The sequence below is a fragment of the Scandinavium hiltneri genome (assembly GCF_024764835.1).
In the GTDB taxonomy this organism is placed as follows: domain Bacteria; phylum Pseudomonadota; class Gammaproteobacteria; order Enterobacterales; family Enterobacteriaceae; genus Scandinavium; species Scandinavium hiltneri.
Map to the genome: position 1 here is coordinate 170,280 of NZ_JALIGE010000075.1, position 14,361 is coordinate 184,640.

The 14,361-nt window shown below is 54.6% G+C and carries 14 protein-coding genes; 11 read left to right on the plus strand and 3 right to left on the minus strand.

Annotation, left to right across the window (positions count from 1 at the left end; all coding sequences use genetic code 11):
- Positions 1–30: 30 nt before the first annotated feature.
- Positions 31–930 (minus strand): oxygen-dependent coproporphyrinogen oxidase, encoded by a 900-nt coding sequence (gene hemF, locus MUU47_RS15830; protein WP_258989117.1) that lies wholly within the window; start codon positions 928–930, stop codon positions 31–33.
- Entirely contained in the window at positions 930–1,799 is an 870-nt protein-coding gene (amiA, locus tag MUU47_RS15835; protein WP_258968067.1) for an N-acetylmuramoyl-L-alanine amidase AmiA, read from the minus strand. Before amiA ends, hemF begins: the two co-directional genes overlap by 1 nt.
- 213 nt (positions 1,800–2,012) lie before the next feature.
- Here amiA and MUU47_RS15840 point away from each other — a divergent pair, with 213 nt between their 5' ends.
- The 4 genes from MUU47_RS15840 to MUU47_RS15855 all read left to right on the plus strand — a co-directional run bounded on the left by MUU47_RS15840 (position 2,013) and on the right by MUU47_RS15855 (position 4,530).
- Positions 2,013–2,438 (plus strand): GNAT family acetyltransferase, encoded by a 426-nt coding sequence (locus MUU47_RS15840; RefSeq protein WP_159760603.1) that lies wholly within the window; start codon positions 2,013–2,015, stop codon positions 2,436–2,438.
- Positions 2,425–2,874 (plus strand): DUF2919 domain-containing protein, encoded by a 450-nt coding sequence (locus tag MUU47_RS15845; RefSeq protein ID WP_258989118.1) that lies wholly within the window; start codon positions 2,425–2,427, stop codon positions 2,872–2,874. Before MUU47_RS15840 ends, MUU47_RS15845 begins: the two co-directional genes overlap by 14 nt.
- Positions 2,875–2,936: 62 nt before the next feature.
- The gene (locus tag MUU47_RS15850; protein WP_258989119.1) at positions 2,937–3,524 is read left to right on the plus strand and encodes an RpoE-regulated lipoprotein; all 588 of its coding nucleotides are present in this window, start codon (positions 2,937–2,939) and stop codon (positions 3,522–3,524) included.
- A 106-nt stretch (positions 3,525–3,630) separates the two neighbouring features.
- Positions 3,631–4,530: a Dyp-type peroxidase gene (locus MUU47_RS15855; RefSeq protein WP_258989120.1), complete on the plus strand. Its 900-nt coding sequence runs from the start codon at positions 3,631–3,633 to the stop codon at positions 4,528–4,530.
- 85 nt (positions 4,531–4,615) lie between these two features.
- On the opposite strand, the gene nudI is transcribed toward MUU47_RS15855, so the two are convergent.
- Positions 4,616–5,041, minus strand: coding sequence for a nucleoside triphosphatase NudI (nudI, locus tag MUU47_RS15860; protein ID WP_159760591.1), 426 nt, complete (start codon positions 5,039–5,041; stop codon positions 4,616–4,618).
- Between the two features lie 181 nt (positions 5,042–5,222).
- On the opposite strand from nudI, the gene cysP reads away from it, so the two are divergent.
- The 7 genes from cysP to MUU47_RS15895 all read left to right on the plus strand — a co-directional run bounded on the left by cysP (position 5,223) and on the right by MUU47_RS15895 (position 14,299).
- The gene (gene cysP / locus MUU47_RS15865; RefSeq protein ID WP_258989121.1) at positions 5,223–6,236 is read left to right on the plus strand and encodes a thiosulfate ABC transporter substrate-binding protein CysP; all 1,014 of its coding nucleotides are present in this window, start codon (positions 5,223–5,225) and stop codon (positions 6,234–6,236) included.
- Positions 6,236–7,069: a sulfate/thiosulfate ABC transporter permease CysT gene (gene cysT, locus MUU47_RS15870; protein ID WP_159760587.1), complete on the plus strand. Its 834-nt coding sequence runs from the start codon at positions 6,236–6,238 to the stop codon at positions 7,067–7,069. Before cysP ends, cysT begins: the two co-directional genes overlap by 1 nt.
- Positions 7,069–7,944 (plus strand): sulfate/thiosulfate ABC transporter permease CysW, encoded by an 876-nt coding sequence (cysW, locus tag MUU47_RS15875; RefSeq protein ID WP_159760585.1) that lies wholly within the window; start codon positions 7,069–7,071, stop codon positions 7,942–7,944. The genes cysT and cysW overlap by 1 nt, the downstream gene beginning before the upstream one ends.
- Positions 7,934–9,034, plus strand: a complete 1,101-nt coding sequence (cysA, locus tag MUU47_RS15880; RefSeq protein ID WP_258989122.1) for a sulfate/thiosulfate ABC transporter ATP-binding protein CysA — start codon at positions 7,934–7,936, stop codon at positions 9,032–9,034. The genes cysW and cysA overlap by 11 nt, the downstream gene beginning before the upstream one ends.
- A 237-nt stretch (positions 9,035–9,271) precedes the next feature.
- Positions 9,272–10,135, plus strand: a complete 864-nt coding sequence (locus MUU47_RS15885) for a helix-turn-helix domain-containing protein (protein ID WP_258989123.1) — start codon at positions 9,272–9,274, stop codon at positions 10,133–10,135.
- 150 nt (positions 10,136–10,285) lie between these two features.
- On the plus strand, positions 10,286–11,590 hold the full coding sequence (locus MUU47_RS15890; protein WP_258989124.1) for an MFS transporter: 1,305 nt from the start codon (positions 10,286–10,288) through the stop codon (positions 11,588–11,590).
- A gap of 27 nt (positions 11,591–11,617) precedes the next feature.
- Positions 11,618–14,299 carry a glycoside hydrolase family 78 protein gene (locus tag MUU47_RS15895; protein ID WP_258989125.1) on the plus strand — a complete coding sequence of 894 codons (2,682 nt, stop codon included), beginning with the start codon at positions 11,618–11,620 and terminating at the stop codon, positions 14,297–14,299.
- Positions 14,300–14,361: the final 62 nt, after the last annotated feature.

Sequence of the window (14,361 nt, forward strand, 5' to 3'; positions counted from 1 at the left end):
CGTAAGCCCGGTTAGGCGGGATGAGGGGAACTAAATCCAGTCTCTGACTTTTATAAACTCATTCAAGGCAGCCTCAGGGCTGCCTTTTTCTGGCTGGTAGTTGTATTCCCAGCGCACCAGCGGCGGCATCGACATCAGAATCGATTCCGTACGCCCGCCAGTCTGTAAACCAAACAGCGTGCCGCGATCCCATACCAGATTGAATTCCACGTACCGTCCCCGGCGATAAAGCTGGAAGTCGCGCTCGCGCTCGCCGTAAACCAGCGCTTTGCGGTGTTCGACAATCGGCAGATAGGCTTCGGTATACCCGTCGCCTACGGCTTGCATAAACGCAAAGCACGGGTCGAAATCTGGCGTATTCAGGTCGTCAAAGAACAGGCCGCCGATGCCGCGCTGTTCGTTGCGGTGCTTGAGGTAGAAGTAATCGTCGCACCATTTTTTGTAGCGCGGATACACGTCGTCGCCGAACGGCTGGCACAGGTCCCGGGCGACGGTGTGCCAGTGCACGGCGTCTTCCTCAAAACCGTAGTACGGCGTTAAATCAAAACCGCCGCCAAACCACCACACTGGATCGGCGCCCGGTTTTTCAGCGATGAAAAACCGCACGTTGGCGTGGCTGGTGGGCACAAAAGGATTGCGGGGATGAACCACCAGCGAAACGCCCATCGCTTCAAAACGACGACCCGCGAGCTCCGGGCGGTGCGCCGTCGCTGACGCAGGCATTGCATCGCCGTAAACGTGAGAGAAATTCACGCCCGCTTGTTCGAATACGCCGCCGTCACGCAGCACGCGGCTACGCCCACCGCCGCCCGCATCACGCTGCCAGTTATCTTCAACAAACGCGCTGCCATCGACCGCCGCAAGTTGCTGGCAGATGCGATCCTGGAGCGTCAGTAAAAAAGCTTTTACCTGTGCGGCATCCGGTTTCATTAACGTCTCTTCACGTGTGCTTTCTGGTTATCGAACCAGCTGAAATAACTGATAATACCCGAAGCTATCGCGTTGGCGATTTTCTGACGAAACGCGGTGGTGCCCAGCAGCTTCTCTTCACCCGGGTTGGTGATAAACGAGGTTTCAACCAGCACGGACGGAATTGACGGTGACTTCAGCACCACAAATGCGGCCTGTTCAGTGCTGCGGCTGTGCAGGCGATGCACCGGTTTAATCTGCTTCAAAATGTGCGAGCCGAGCGTCAAACTGTTCTTAATCGTGTCAGTTTGCACCAGATCGAACAGCACCTGCTGTAACAGGTGATCTTTATCCATCGCTTTTTTACCTGCCAGCTCATCGGCGGCGTTTTCCTTATCGGAAAGGTATTTCGCCATGGCGCTACTGGCTCCGCGATTGGACAGGGCAAACACCGATGCTCCGGCGGCGCTCGGGTTGGTGAAACCGTCGGCGTGGATCGACATAAACAGATCCGCCCCGTGCTTATGGGCGATTTCCACGCGGTCATACAGGGGAATAAAGGTGTCGCCGGTGCGCGTCAGGTGGGCATCAATACCGTGACTGCGCAGAATGGAACGCACGTTTTTGGCTATCGCCAGCACCACGTGTTTTTCTTTCGAACCGCCGTGCCCGATGGCGCCCGTGTCAATGCCACCGTGACCCGGGTCGAGCATCACGACGCGACGAGCGCCGGATTTTTTCGTCGCGGGTTTACTGTGACCATTGCTGGTTTTCAACGTCCCATCTTTGGCGATAGCGTTTGACATGCCGGATAGCGTCAGCGCGGCCAGTCCGGCTTTTAGCACCTGGCGGCGAGATGCGAGTGTCTTTAGGGGTTTAAAAGTGCTCATGCGGCCCGATTTGTAAAAATAAATATTCCATGTGTTATATCGTATCGTGTTTTCCGTTACGACAATCTGGGGTGAGAATTGTTTTACTTTTCATTTCAATACGTGACAATGCAACATTATGCCATTTTTTTGACCGTTATTCGTCAGATATTGGATAATTAGGACGTTCGCGCCATAATCACTGTTTTTAAACCTGAAAAGATGGGCAATACCATGGAGATACGCGTTTTTCGCCAGTCCGATTTCGAAGAGGTTATTACGCTCTGGGAGCGCTGTGACCTGCTACGCCCATGGAATGACCCGGAAATGGATATCGAACGTAAGCTAAACCATGACGTTAGCCTGTTTTTGGTGGCGGAAGTGAATGGTGAAGTGGTCGGCACCGTGATGGGCGGCTACGACGGCCACCGCGGTTCGGCGTATTATCTTGGTGTGCATCCGGAATATCGCGGGCGCGGCATCGCCAATGCGCTGCTGAATCGCCTCGAGAAAAAACTGATTGCCCGCGGCTGCCCGAAATTACAGATAATGGTCCGTGAAGATAACGATATGGTGCAGGGCATGTACGAGCGCCTGGGCTATGAGCATGCGGATGTGGTCGTGCTCGGGAAGCGTTTGATTGAAGATGAAGAATACTGATTTTTTGCCGTCGGCATACGATGGTCATGGGCGGCTCCGGCTGCCTTTTGTATTTTGGTGTGTCCTGTTATTACAGGCGCGAACCTGGGTGGTGTTTGTGATGGCCGGGGCGTCGCGTCAGCAGGGCGGGACGCTGCTGGACCTGTTTTATCCCGATCACGATAATTTCTGGATTAGTCTGCTGCCCGGCGTGCCTGCGGTGCTCGCCTTTCTCCTGAGCGGACGACGACACCAGCTCCCACATCTGTGGCCGCTGATGCGCTGGATACTTATTCTCGCGCAACTGGTGTTGTTATTCTGGCAGCCGCTGCTGTGGTGGCAGGGCGAACCGCTAAGCGGTATGGGTCTGGCGCTGGTCATTGTGGACGGTTTTGCTCTCTGGTGGCTGCTTAGCAACCGCCGTTTACGCGCCTGTTTTTCCCCGCACGAGGATTAATGGCACTTTTTTGCCATTCTGGACTCCAACAGGCGTTGTGTTGACATACAAAGGATCCTCGAATGAAATCAATGCGTTTATTGCTCTGCGCGCTGCCCCTGGCCTTAACCGGCTGTGCCACCGTCAGTAATGGCTTTAATTCTGTGCACTGGTCGGCGGCGTATCCGTGGAACTGGTTTGGTTCCTCAACGGAAGTGACGGAGCAGGGCGTCGGTGATTTGACCGCCTCCACACCGCTGGATGAAGAGGCCATCAACGATGCACTCGACGGTGATTACCGCGTGCGTAGCGGCATGAAAACCGACAAGGGCACCATCGTTAAATATTTCGAAGCACTGAAAGACGACAAGGTCGCGCTAGTGGTGAATGGCGAGGGCGGAAGTATCAGCCGGATTGACGTCATGGACAGTGACATCCCGGTAGCCGATGGTGCAAAAATCGGTACGCCGTTCAGCGAGGTGTACAGTAAAGCGTTTGGCAACTGTGAAAAAGCCAGCGGTGAGGACAGCGCCAACGTCGAGTGTAAAGTCAAAGATAGCCAGCATATCAGCTATATCTTTAGCGGCAGCTGGGGTGGCCCGCAGGAACTGATGCCGCCGGATGACTCCCTGAAATTCTGGAAAGTCAGCAAGATTATCTGGCGCCGTTAATTTGCGTCTGAACAAGCCGGCGCCTGAAAAATGCGGGTATAATGTCCGCCATCAATAATGCCACGAGTTCGTGGCATCTTTTTTCAGCTTTTCAGGAGAAGCAGCGATGTCTCAGGTTCAGAGCGGCATTTTGCCGGAACATTGCCGGGCGGCGATTTGGATTGAAGCCAATGTCAAAGGGGACGTCAACGCCCTGCGTGAATGCAGCCGGGTTTTTGCCGATAAGCTGGCAACCTTTAAAGCTAAATTCCCCGACGCCCATCTCGGCGCAGTGGTGGCATTTGGTCACGATACCTGGCGTAGCCTGAGCGGCGGCGTGGGTGCTGAAGAGCTGAAAGATTTCACTCCCTACGGCAAAGGCCTCGCACCCGCGACGCAATACGATGTGCTGTTCCACATTCTCTCTCTGCGTCATGACGTGAACTTCTCCGTCGCGCAGGCGGCGCTGGAAGCCTTTGGCGACGCCATCGAAGTGAAAGACGAAGTACACGGTTTCCGTTGGGTCGAAGAGCGCGACCTCAGTGGTTTCGTTGACGGGACTGAAAACCCGGCGGGTGAAGAAACGCGTCGTGACGTGGCGGTGATTGCCGACGGTGCGGATGCGGGCGGCAGCTACGTGTTTGTCCAACGCTGGGAACACAATCTCAAGCAGCTGAACCGGATGAGTATTGCGGATCAGGAAATGATGATTGGGCGGACCAAAGAAGCCAATGAAGAGATCGACGGCGACGATCGCCCGGAAACCTCGCACCTGACGCGCGTTGACCTGAAAGAGAACGGTAAAGGCCTGAAAATCGTTCGTCAGAGCCTGCCGTACGGCACCGCCAGCGGCACGCACGGCTTATACTTCTGCGCCTACTGCGCACGTCTGTACAACATCGAACAGCAGCTGCTGAGCATGTTCGGCGATACCGACGGGAAGCGCGATGCGATGCTGCGGTTCACCAAACCGGTGACCGGTGGCTACTACTTCGCGCCGTCGCTGGATAAATTACAGACACTTTAATCGTTAGGCCCGATGGCGCTTTGCTTATCGGGCCGGGGACCCTGTAGGTCTGGCCTGCTAGCGCCTACAGGCGTTCCAAATTACGCTACAACAATCCTTTATCGATAAACGTCTGGCGCGTGGCGACGTTTAAATCATACTCGCCGAGCCTGTCGGGGCTGACCCACGCAATTTCCTGAAACTCCTCGTTAAACGTCACTTCACGATTGGCACTGATGCAGTCGAACATCAGGTAAATCATGTAAATCTGTTCTTTGCTGCCGTCGGCGTAGGTTTTGATGCGGGTGTCGTCGCGGAAATGCCACGGGATGATTTTCTCGATGCGCAGCTTTTCGCCCAGCTCTTCGCCTATTTCGCGCAGCAGCGCCTGCTCCATTGTTTCACCGGGCTCCATACCCCCACCCGAAAGCGCCCACTGGCCGGGAAATACGCCGCGGTCATCGGCCATTTTGCACAGCAGGTACTCACCGTTATTCTGAATAATCGGGCAGACAATCGTCCTTTGGCGCATCAGTTCATCCTCATTGCGGGTTTCGTCGAGTGTACCAAATTGGCTGGCTGATGAACGCCGAAAAACCCTTATTCTGTTTTCAACTTCCAAAGCACCAAACGGTATATAAAACCGTTACTGCTTTCATCCTCGTTATAAATATTATGACAGTCGATAGTCATCACATTTATAAGGGTGCGCAATGGCCGTTAAATCACTGAAAAAAGGAACGCTGGTGCTGGGAGCCTTGCTGCTGGCGGCTCAGGCACAGGCAACCGAGTTGCTGAATAGTTCCTATGATGTTTCCCGCGAGCTGTTTGCTGCCCTGAATCCCCCGTTTGAACAACAGTGGGCGAAGGACAATGGCGGTGACAAGCTCAACATTAAGCAATCTCACGCCGGTTCTTCCAAACAGGCGCTGGCGATTTTGCAGGGTCTGAAGGCCGATGTGGTGACCTACAATCAGGTGACGGACGTGCAGATCCTGAATGACAAAGGCAATTTGATCCCGGCGAACTGGCAGAGCCGTTTGCCGAATAACAGTTCTCCGTTCTATTCGACCATGGCGTTCCTGGTGCGTAAGGGCAACCCGAAGAATATTCATAGCTGGAATGACCTGGTGCGCCCGGACGTACAGCTGGTATTTCCGAACCCGAAAACCTCCGGCAATGGGCGTTATACCTATCTGGCAGCCTGGGGGGCAGCGGCTAAAGCCGACGGAAATGATAACGCCAAAACCGAACAGTTCATGACTCAGTTCCTGAAAAACGTTCAGGTGTTTGATACCGGCGGGCGCGGCGCGACGACCACCTTCGTTGAACGCGGGTTGGGCGACGTGCTGATCACCTTCGAATCCGAAGTGAACAACATCCGCAAACAGTACGCAGACCAGGGCTTCGAAGTCGTGGTACCGAAAACCAATATTCTGGCCGAATTCCCGGTGACGTGGGTCGACAAAAACGTGAAAGCCAATGGCACGGAAAAAGCGGCGAAGGCGTATCTGACCTGGCTGTACAGCCCGCAGGCGCAAACTATCATCACTGATTACTACTACCGCGTGAACAATCCGGCGGTGATGGATAAGCTGAAAGACAAATTCCCGCAGACTGACCTGTTCCGCGTGGAAGACCAGTTCGGCTCCTGGCCGAATGTGATGAAAACCCATTTCGCCAGCGGTGGCGAGCTGGATAAGCTATTAGCGGCGGGGCATAAGTAATGTTTGCTGTTTCTTCCAGACGCGTGCTGCCGGGCTTCACCTTAAGCCTCGGCACCAGTCTGCTGTTTGTATGCCTGATTTTGCTGCTGCCACTCAGCGCGCTGGTGATGCAGCTGGCGCAAATGAGCTGGGCGCAATACTGGGAAGTCATCACCAATCCTCAGGTGGTGGCGGCCTATAAAGTGACGCTGCTGTCGGCATTTGTGGCCTCGATTTTTAACGGCGTATTCGGCCTGCTGATGGCGTGGATCCTGACGCGCTATCGTTTCCCGGGCCGCACGTTGCTCGATGCGCTGATGGATTTACCGTTCGCACTGCCGACGGCGGTGGCGGGTTTAACCCTCGCATCGCTGTTTTCCGTCAACGGTTTCTACGGTGAGTGGCTGGCGAAGTTTGATATAAAAGTGACCTATACCTGGCTCGGCATTGCCGTGGCGATGGCGTTCACCAGCATTCCGTTTGTGGTGCGTACCGTCCAGCCGGTGCTGGAAGAACTGGGGCCGGAATACGAAGAAGCCGCAGAAACATTGGGTGCAACACGCATTCAGAGCTTCTGCAAAGTGGTACTCCCGGAGCTTTCTCCGGCGTTGCTGGCGGGCGTGGCGCTGTCCTTTACCCGCAGTCTGGGCGAGTTCGGAGCGGTGATTTTCATCGCCGGGAACATCGCCTGGAAAACAGAAGTGACGTCGCTGATGATTTTTGTGCGCCTGCAGGAGTTTGATTATCCGGCGGCGAGCGCGATTGCGTCCGTTATCCTCGGCGCGTCGCTGCTGCTGCTGTTCTCCATCAACACCTTGCAGAGTCGCTTTGGTCGACGTGTGGTAGGTCACTAATGGCAGAAGTTACGCAATTGAAACGCTATGACGCACCCCGCATCAACTGGGGAAAATGGTTTCTGATAGGTACCGGCATTCTGGTGTCCGCCTTCATTCTGCTGGTGCCGATGATTTATATCTTCGTCGAGGCATTCAGCAAAGGGTTGATGCCGGTGCTGCACAACCTGGCGGACCCGGACATGCTGCACGCCATCTGGCTGACGGTGATGATTGCGCTGATAACGGTGCCGGTTAACCTGGTGTTCGGCACACTGCTGGCCTGGCTGGTGACGCGCTTTAACTTCCCGGGCCGTCAGCTGCTGCTGACCCTGCTGGACATCCCGTTTGCGGTGTCGCCGGTGGTGGCAGGCCTGGTATATCTCCTTTTCTACGGCTCAAACGGCCCGCTCGGCGGTTGGCTCGATGAACATAATTTGCAGGTGATGTTTGCCTGGCCGGGAATGGTGCTGGCGACGATTTTCGTGACCTGTCCTTTCGTGGTGCGCGAGCTGGTACCTGTCATGTTGAGTCAGGGCAGCCACGAAGATGAGGCGGCGATCCTGCTCGGTGCGTCTGGCTGGCAGATGTTCCGCCGCGTAACGCTGCCGAACATCCGTTGGGCGCTGCTGTACGGCGTGGTGCTGACTAACGCCCGTGCGATTGGCGAGTTTGGTGCGGTGTCCGTCGTATCTGGTTCTATTCGCGGTGAAACGCTGTCGCTGCCGCTGCAAATTGAATTACTCCAGCAGGATTACAACACCGTCGGTTCGTTCACCGCCGCGGCTCTGCTGACGTTAATGGCTATTGTGACCCTGTTTTTGAAGAGTGTGGTGCAGTGGCGCCTGGAGAATCAGGAAAAACGCGCGCATCAGGAGACGCATCATGAGCATTGAAATTGCCAGCATTAAGAAATCGTTTGGACGCACTCAGGTGCTGAATGATATCTCCCTGGATATTCCGTCTGGACAGATGGTCGCGCTGCTGGGACCGTCCGGTTCGGGTAAAACGACGCTGTTGCGGATTATTGCCGGACTCGAACATCAGAGCAGCGGGCAGATTCGCTTCCAGGGTACGGACGTGAGCCGTCTTCATGCCCGTGACCGTAAGGTCGGTTTCGTGTTCCAGCACTACGCGCTGTTCCGTCACATGACCGTGTTCGACAACATCGCGTTTGGCCTGACGGTGCTTCCGCGTCGTGAGCGCCCGAATGCGGCGCAAATCAAAGCGAAAGTAACCAAGTTGCTGGAAATGGTACAGCTGGCGCATCTGGCCGACCGTTTCCCGGCGCAGCTGTCCGGCGGGCAAAAGCAGCGCGTGGCGCTGGCCCGTGCGCTGGCGGTTGAACCACAAATTCTGCTGCTCGATGAACCTTTTGGCGCGCTGGACGCACAGGTGCGTAAAGAGCTGCGCCGTTGGCTGCGTCAGCTCCACGAAGAGCTGAAATTCACTAGCGTGTTCGTGACCCACGACCAGGAAGAGGCGATGGAAGTCGCGGACCGCGTGGTGGTGATGAGCCAGGGGAACATCGAGCAGGTTGATGCGCCGGAACAGGTGTGGCGCGAGCCTGCAACCCGTTTCGTACTTGAATTTATGGGCGAAGTGAATCGCCTGAAAGGCACCCTCCGCGGCGGGCAGTTCCACGTCGGCGCGCACCGTTGGCCGCTCGGCTACACGCCTGCGTATCAGGGCCCGGTCGATTTGTTCCTGCGCCCGTGGGAAGTCGACGTCAGCCGTCGCACCAGCCTCGATTCTCCGCTGCCGGTACAGGTGCTGGAAGCGAGCCCGAAGGGGCACTACACCCAGCTGGTGGTGCAGCCTCTCGGCTGGTATGACGAACCGCTGACGGTGGTGATGCGCGACGAAGTACCGCAGCGTGGAGACCGCCTGTTTGTCGGGCTTCAGCATGCACGCCTTTATAACGGCACCGAACGCATCGAAGGGATTGATGACGTCTCGTCGCTGGTGCTGGCCGAAACGGCCTGACCTTATCTGACCATTCGAAAAAAGGCCTATGGAAAACATAGGCCTTTTTTATTTCTGCAGATTTAATCGCCTGCGGCAGTAATGAATAAAAGTGACGGGAAGGTCACAGAGAATTACGTGTGGCTGCCATTCCAGCGTAATGACTTGTCACCCTTGTTGCTGTTTAATGGAAATGTGGCACAGGAAATTTAAGTCATATTAAACGTAAGGATATAACCACATTCTCGTGAGGTAGGCATGGTCGATATTAAGCAGTGTGAAGATTTCTTCCCCTCCGATGCTCATGCGTTTTGTGTGTTTATGCTGAACAATCAGGCGATGGCCGATCTTCATGGGCATGAATTTGATGAACTGGTGATTGTGCGCAGCGGTAGCGGTTTTCATATCGTGAATGACCACGCGGAAATGATCCGGCGAGGTGATTTCTTTTACGTCACCGCGAATGACATTCACTATTACGAAGCCACCAGTGAGCTATCCCTGATTAATATATTAATTCATCGGGAACGCCCATTTAATTATATTAAGAATATTGAGGGGATGATTCAGACGATCAGCGATGATACCCGTCCGTTCACTATTCGCTATCAGTCCCTGTCAGAATCATCGTTAAACAATATTATCACACTGGCTGAAAGTATCAGCAGTCGGCGGGATGATGTTTTTGATAGTTGCTATTTTTCCAGTACCGAATCATCACTTTTGCAGATCCTGACGGTTTTGTGTGAGGGAAATCAGACCAGTAAAATGCCAGCCCCGGTAGCGAAAGGCAAAGTGTATCTGTTGGATCATATTCGACAGAATTATGCCCAAGAGATTAACTGGAAAGGGGTTTGCGAAGAGGGGGGTATTGCGCTGCGCACGCTGTACCGCTTCTTCCATGAGATGACAGGAAAAACGCCGGAGAAATTTCAGCAATTATATCGTCTGCTCAAAGCGCAAGAGTTGTTGCGCACAACGGATATCCCCGTGAGTCGAATTGCCACGACCTGTGGGTTTATGAATCCCCCGAGATTAACTGAAGCCTATCGTCGTCATTTTTCACGTACGCCTTCACAGGAGCGCCAGCGAAGCACCTCTATTCAACAGGAGAGTGAGTAAAGGTTTATTTGTCGCAATCGTATTATATGAATTTATTTCAGCCGTTTTTATAGTATCTGGCTGCGGGTTTTTATTTTTAGAAATTGATACCCAACGTTTTTAATTCAGGAGTTCGTGAATTAATCCAATAACATAAATGGAGTGTCTGTTATGCCTGATATTAAACAACCGAACCCCTGGTATGTCGGGGTGGTTTCCGGTATGGCTTCTTATATTGATTCGGCCGCGATTGTTTCTAATGGCACTGCTCTGGTTATTTATCAAAAAACACTCGGAACAACTGCTGCAGAAATTGGCGTGCTTTCCGGGGTGCTGACTCTGTGTATTGCACTGGGTGCATTTTTTGGCGGTCGCCTTGGCGATTATTACGGCAGGCGCAAAGTGTTTATTATTACGATGGTAATGGTGGTGATTGGCACATTGCTTTTGGCATTCAGTTCGTCTTTTTCCGCATTACTTATCGGCACGATTTTTGTCGGATTAGCAACCGGGGCCGATCTTCCCGTTTCCCTGGCGACGATTTCAGAGGCCGCTACGGATAAAAATCGCGGCAAAATTATCGGCCTGTCGAATTTGCTGTGGTTTGCGGGCATTTGCACCACCATGGCGATTTCAGCCCTGGCGGGTGGCTGGGGCAAAACCGGGGCGCAAATTCTCTATTTGCATGTCGGCCTCGTGGCCGGAGTGCTGCTGATATTACGCTGGTCACTCCCGGAATCACCGATGTGGCTCGTGGCCCATAAAGAACGCCAGGGCGGAAAAGCCACCGTGCGTGCGCAAAAAAATTCTTACGCCGACCTGTTTCGCGGCAAATATCTGTGGCCGTTTATCGCGCTATGCCTGTTTTACATGTTCACCAATCTGGCGGCCAATACCGGAGGGCAGTTCGGGGCGTATGTCGCGGTGAATGTGGTGGGGATCAGCGTTGAAAAAAATGCGCTGTGGAACCTGCTGGTTATGCCGGTGGGCGTGCTTTCAGGCCTGCTGTTTATGAAGATGGTGGACACCAAAAATCGAATGCCGGTGTTTATCATCGGAGCCTGCTTTTTCGCCGGTGGATTCCTTATGCCGGTGCTGCTGAATTTCTCTCCAACGTCCTGGTTCTGTTGCTTGCTGTTTACCGCCGTCGGCAGCGGGATGGCCTTTGAAGGGATGATGAAGGTTTGGTCCCAGGAGTCGTTTCCTACCATGTTGCGCGCCACTGGGCAGGGCGCGATTGTTGGACTGGCGCGCCTGACCTGCGGCGTATTAGCGTTTGTCACGCCGGTTCTGCTCGATGCCGGGCCGGTCATTCTCTACAGCCTGCTGACCACCATTGTGGCGTCGGGCATGTTTATCGGCTGGCTGTGTTTCCACGGCAAACCACGTAATGAATTTTCCAGTGAGGCCGAAATTATCTCCCCGGCGACATATCGCCCGCTGCCCGCTGCGGCCCAGACCACTACCCCGAATTAATCTCAATTACGCAAGGAGTCTTTGATTATGCTTTCAGTCAGTCAAATCACGCTAGACGGTGAAGCGTCCTTAAACGGTGTCGATCGCTTGCCCATTATCGGCTGGAAAATTGACAGCGACAGGCGCAATGTTGTGCAGCACTCCTGGCATTTACAGTGCAGTCTGACCGCCGATTTTTCATCGCTGATGTTTGACAGCGCAGAGGTGGTCAGCGCGCAGTCCAATAACATCGATCTCGGCGACGCGGCACTGCTGTCGTCAACCCGCTATCACCTGCGGGTCCGCATTACTGACAATCACGGGGAATGCAGCGAATGGAGCCCGTCGGCGACATTCGTCACCGGGTTGCTCGGCTCGCCATGGCAAGGGGAGTTTATTTCGGCGGAAACGCCAGCAGATAGTGCGAAGTCTAACGCGACGCTGTTGCGTAAAGCCTTTTCATTAACGCAGCCTAAAACGATTGCCGCTGCCTGGGTGCACGCCACGGCGTTGGGAATGTATCAGTTGTTCCTGAACGGCGAACGTGTTGGCAACGATGAACTGACGCCGGGCTGGACCAGCTATCGCCATCATTTGCTGTATCAAACCTATGACGTCACCGGCCTGTTGAATCAGGGTGAGAATGTCATCGGCGCGGAGCTGGGCGCGGGTTGGTTCAAAGGCGATATGGGCTTTAGCCGCCATCGTAACTATTACGGCGAGCAAACCGCGCTGTTGTGCCAACTGGTGATTCAGTATGACGACGGTTCGCAGCAAGTCGTCGGCTCCGATCGTTCATGGCGAGGCAGCGATTCCGCACGTGAATTTGCTGAGATATACGACGGAGAGCGGTTCGATGCACGTCGGATTCAGGAGGGCTGGAATCAAGCTGGTTTTAGCGATGGGTCATGGCGGGCGGTCAGCGTCGTCGAGTGGGATAAAAATACGCTGAAGGCTCAGGGCGCGGGGACGGTTCGCCAGATGGAACGGCTGGCGGCGAAGGCGCTAATTATTACGCCGCAGGGCGATAAGGTTCTCGATTTCGGTCAGAACATGAGTGGTTGGGTAGAGTTTCGCGTGCGTGGCAATGCGGGCGATAAAGTGGTGCTGCGCCACTTTGAAACGCTGGACGCCAACGGCAACGTGTATCTCGACAACCTGCGCACCGCCAGACAGACCACGGAATATTTTCTGAAAGGCGAAGGGGATGAAACCTGGCACCCGCGCTTTAGCTGGCAGGGTTTCCGCTATGTGAAGGTGGAAGAATTTCCGGGCGAGCTGGACCTGAACCAGTTTACCGCCATTGTTATCCATTCTGATATGGCCGCTACCGGGCATTTTTCCTGTTCAAATCCGGAGTTAAATCAGCTACACCACAACATCCTCTGGGGACTGAAAAGTAACTTTGTTGATGTGCCGACCGATTGCCCGCAGCGTGATGAACGCCTGGGCTGGACCGGTGATGCGCAGATATTTTGCCGGACGGCGAGCTATCTGATGCAAACCCAGACCTTCTTTGCCAAGTGGCTGGTTGATCTGAAAGCCGATCAAACCCCGGAAGGCGGTGTGCCGCACGTCATTCCCGACATTCTCACCGGACACTGTGACCAGGATAAGTTTCTCGCGGAAGGGGGCACGCATTCCGCGACGGGCTGGGCTGACGCTGCGGTGATCAACCCGTGGACGCTGTATCTGATGTACGGCGACAAACGGGTGCTGGAAAGTCAGTACGCCAGCATGAAAGGTTGGGTCGATTTTATGCAGGCCCATGCGGACAACGATATCTGGCGCTACAAATTGCAGTTCGGCGACTGGGTGGCGCTGGATGCGCAAGAGGGCAGTTATTTCGGCGCCACGCCGGAAGACCTGATTTGCACGGCCTGGTACGCCAATTCCACCCAGCTATTGGCGAAAACGGCAAAGGTACTCGAACGCACAGAAGATCATCGTTATTACGATGCATTGCATGCACGGATTGTGGCACGCTTCCGTCAGCGATTCTTCACTGCCGATGGGGATATGACCGCCCGGACCCAGACCGCGTATATTCTCGCGCTGTGTTTCAATCTGGTGCCGGACGCGTTGCGTGAACGCACGGCGAATCGGCTGGTGGAACTGCTGCACGAGCATGGCGGGCATCTGGTCACCGGTTTCCTCGGCACGCCCTATTTCTGCCACGCGTTGAGCCAGAATCAACATCCAAAAGAAGCCTGGTCGCTGTTGCTGAAGGACGATTTCCCGTCGTGGCTGTATCAGGTAAAAGCCGGGGCCACTACCATCTGGGAGCACTGGGACGGCATCAAACCCGATGGTTCGATGTGGAGTCCGGACATGAATTCGTTCAACCACTATGCCTACGGTGCGGTGGGCGAATGGTTGTATCGCACCGTGGCGGGCATTGAGGCGGACGAAACAGCTCCGGGGTTTAAGCATGTGGTGATTTCGCCACTGCCCGGTGGTGGCCTGAGTTGGATGGACGCGCGCTATCAGTCGATTTATGGTGATATCGCGGTGAACTGGCAGGCGAAAAAAGGGCGTGTGGTGCTGACGTTCCGCATTCCGGCGAACACCACGGCGACCGTTAAGCTGCCTGCGGCCAGGGAAATTATCACCGGCGGCTCGTTGAATTTTGCTCACGATAACGGTGAATGGTCGGCGCACTGCGGATCGGGAGAATATCGGGTGGAGTATTTGCCTGATGAATCGGTAGACCTGACTTACACAGACTGATAGCTTAACGGCATCACACTGAGCAAGCGGCCCGCGTGGCCGCTTTTTCTTTGCAAGTCTGG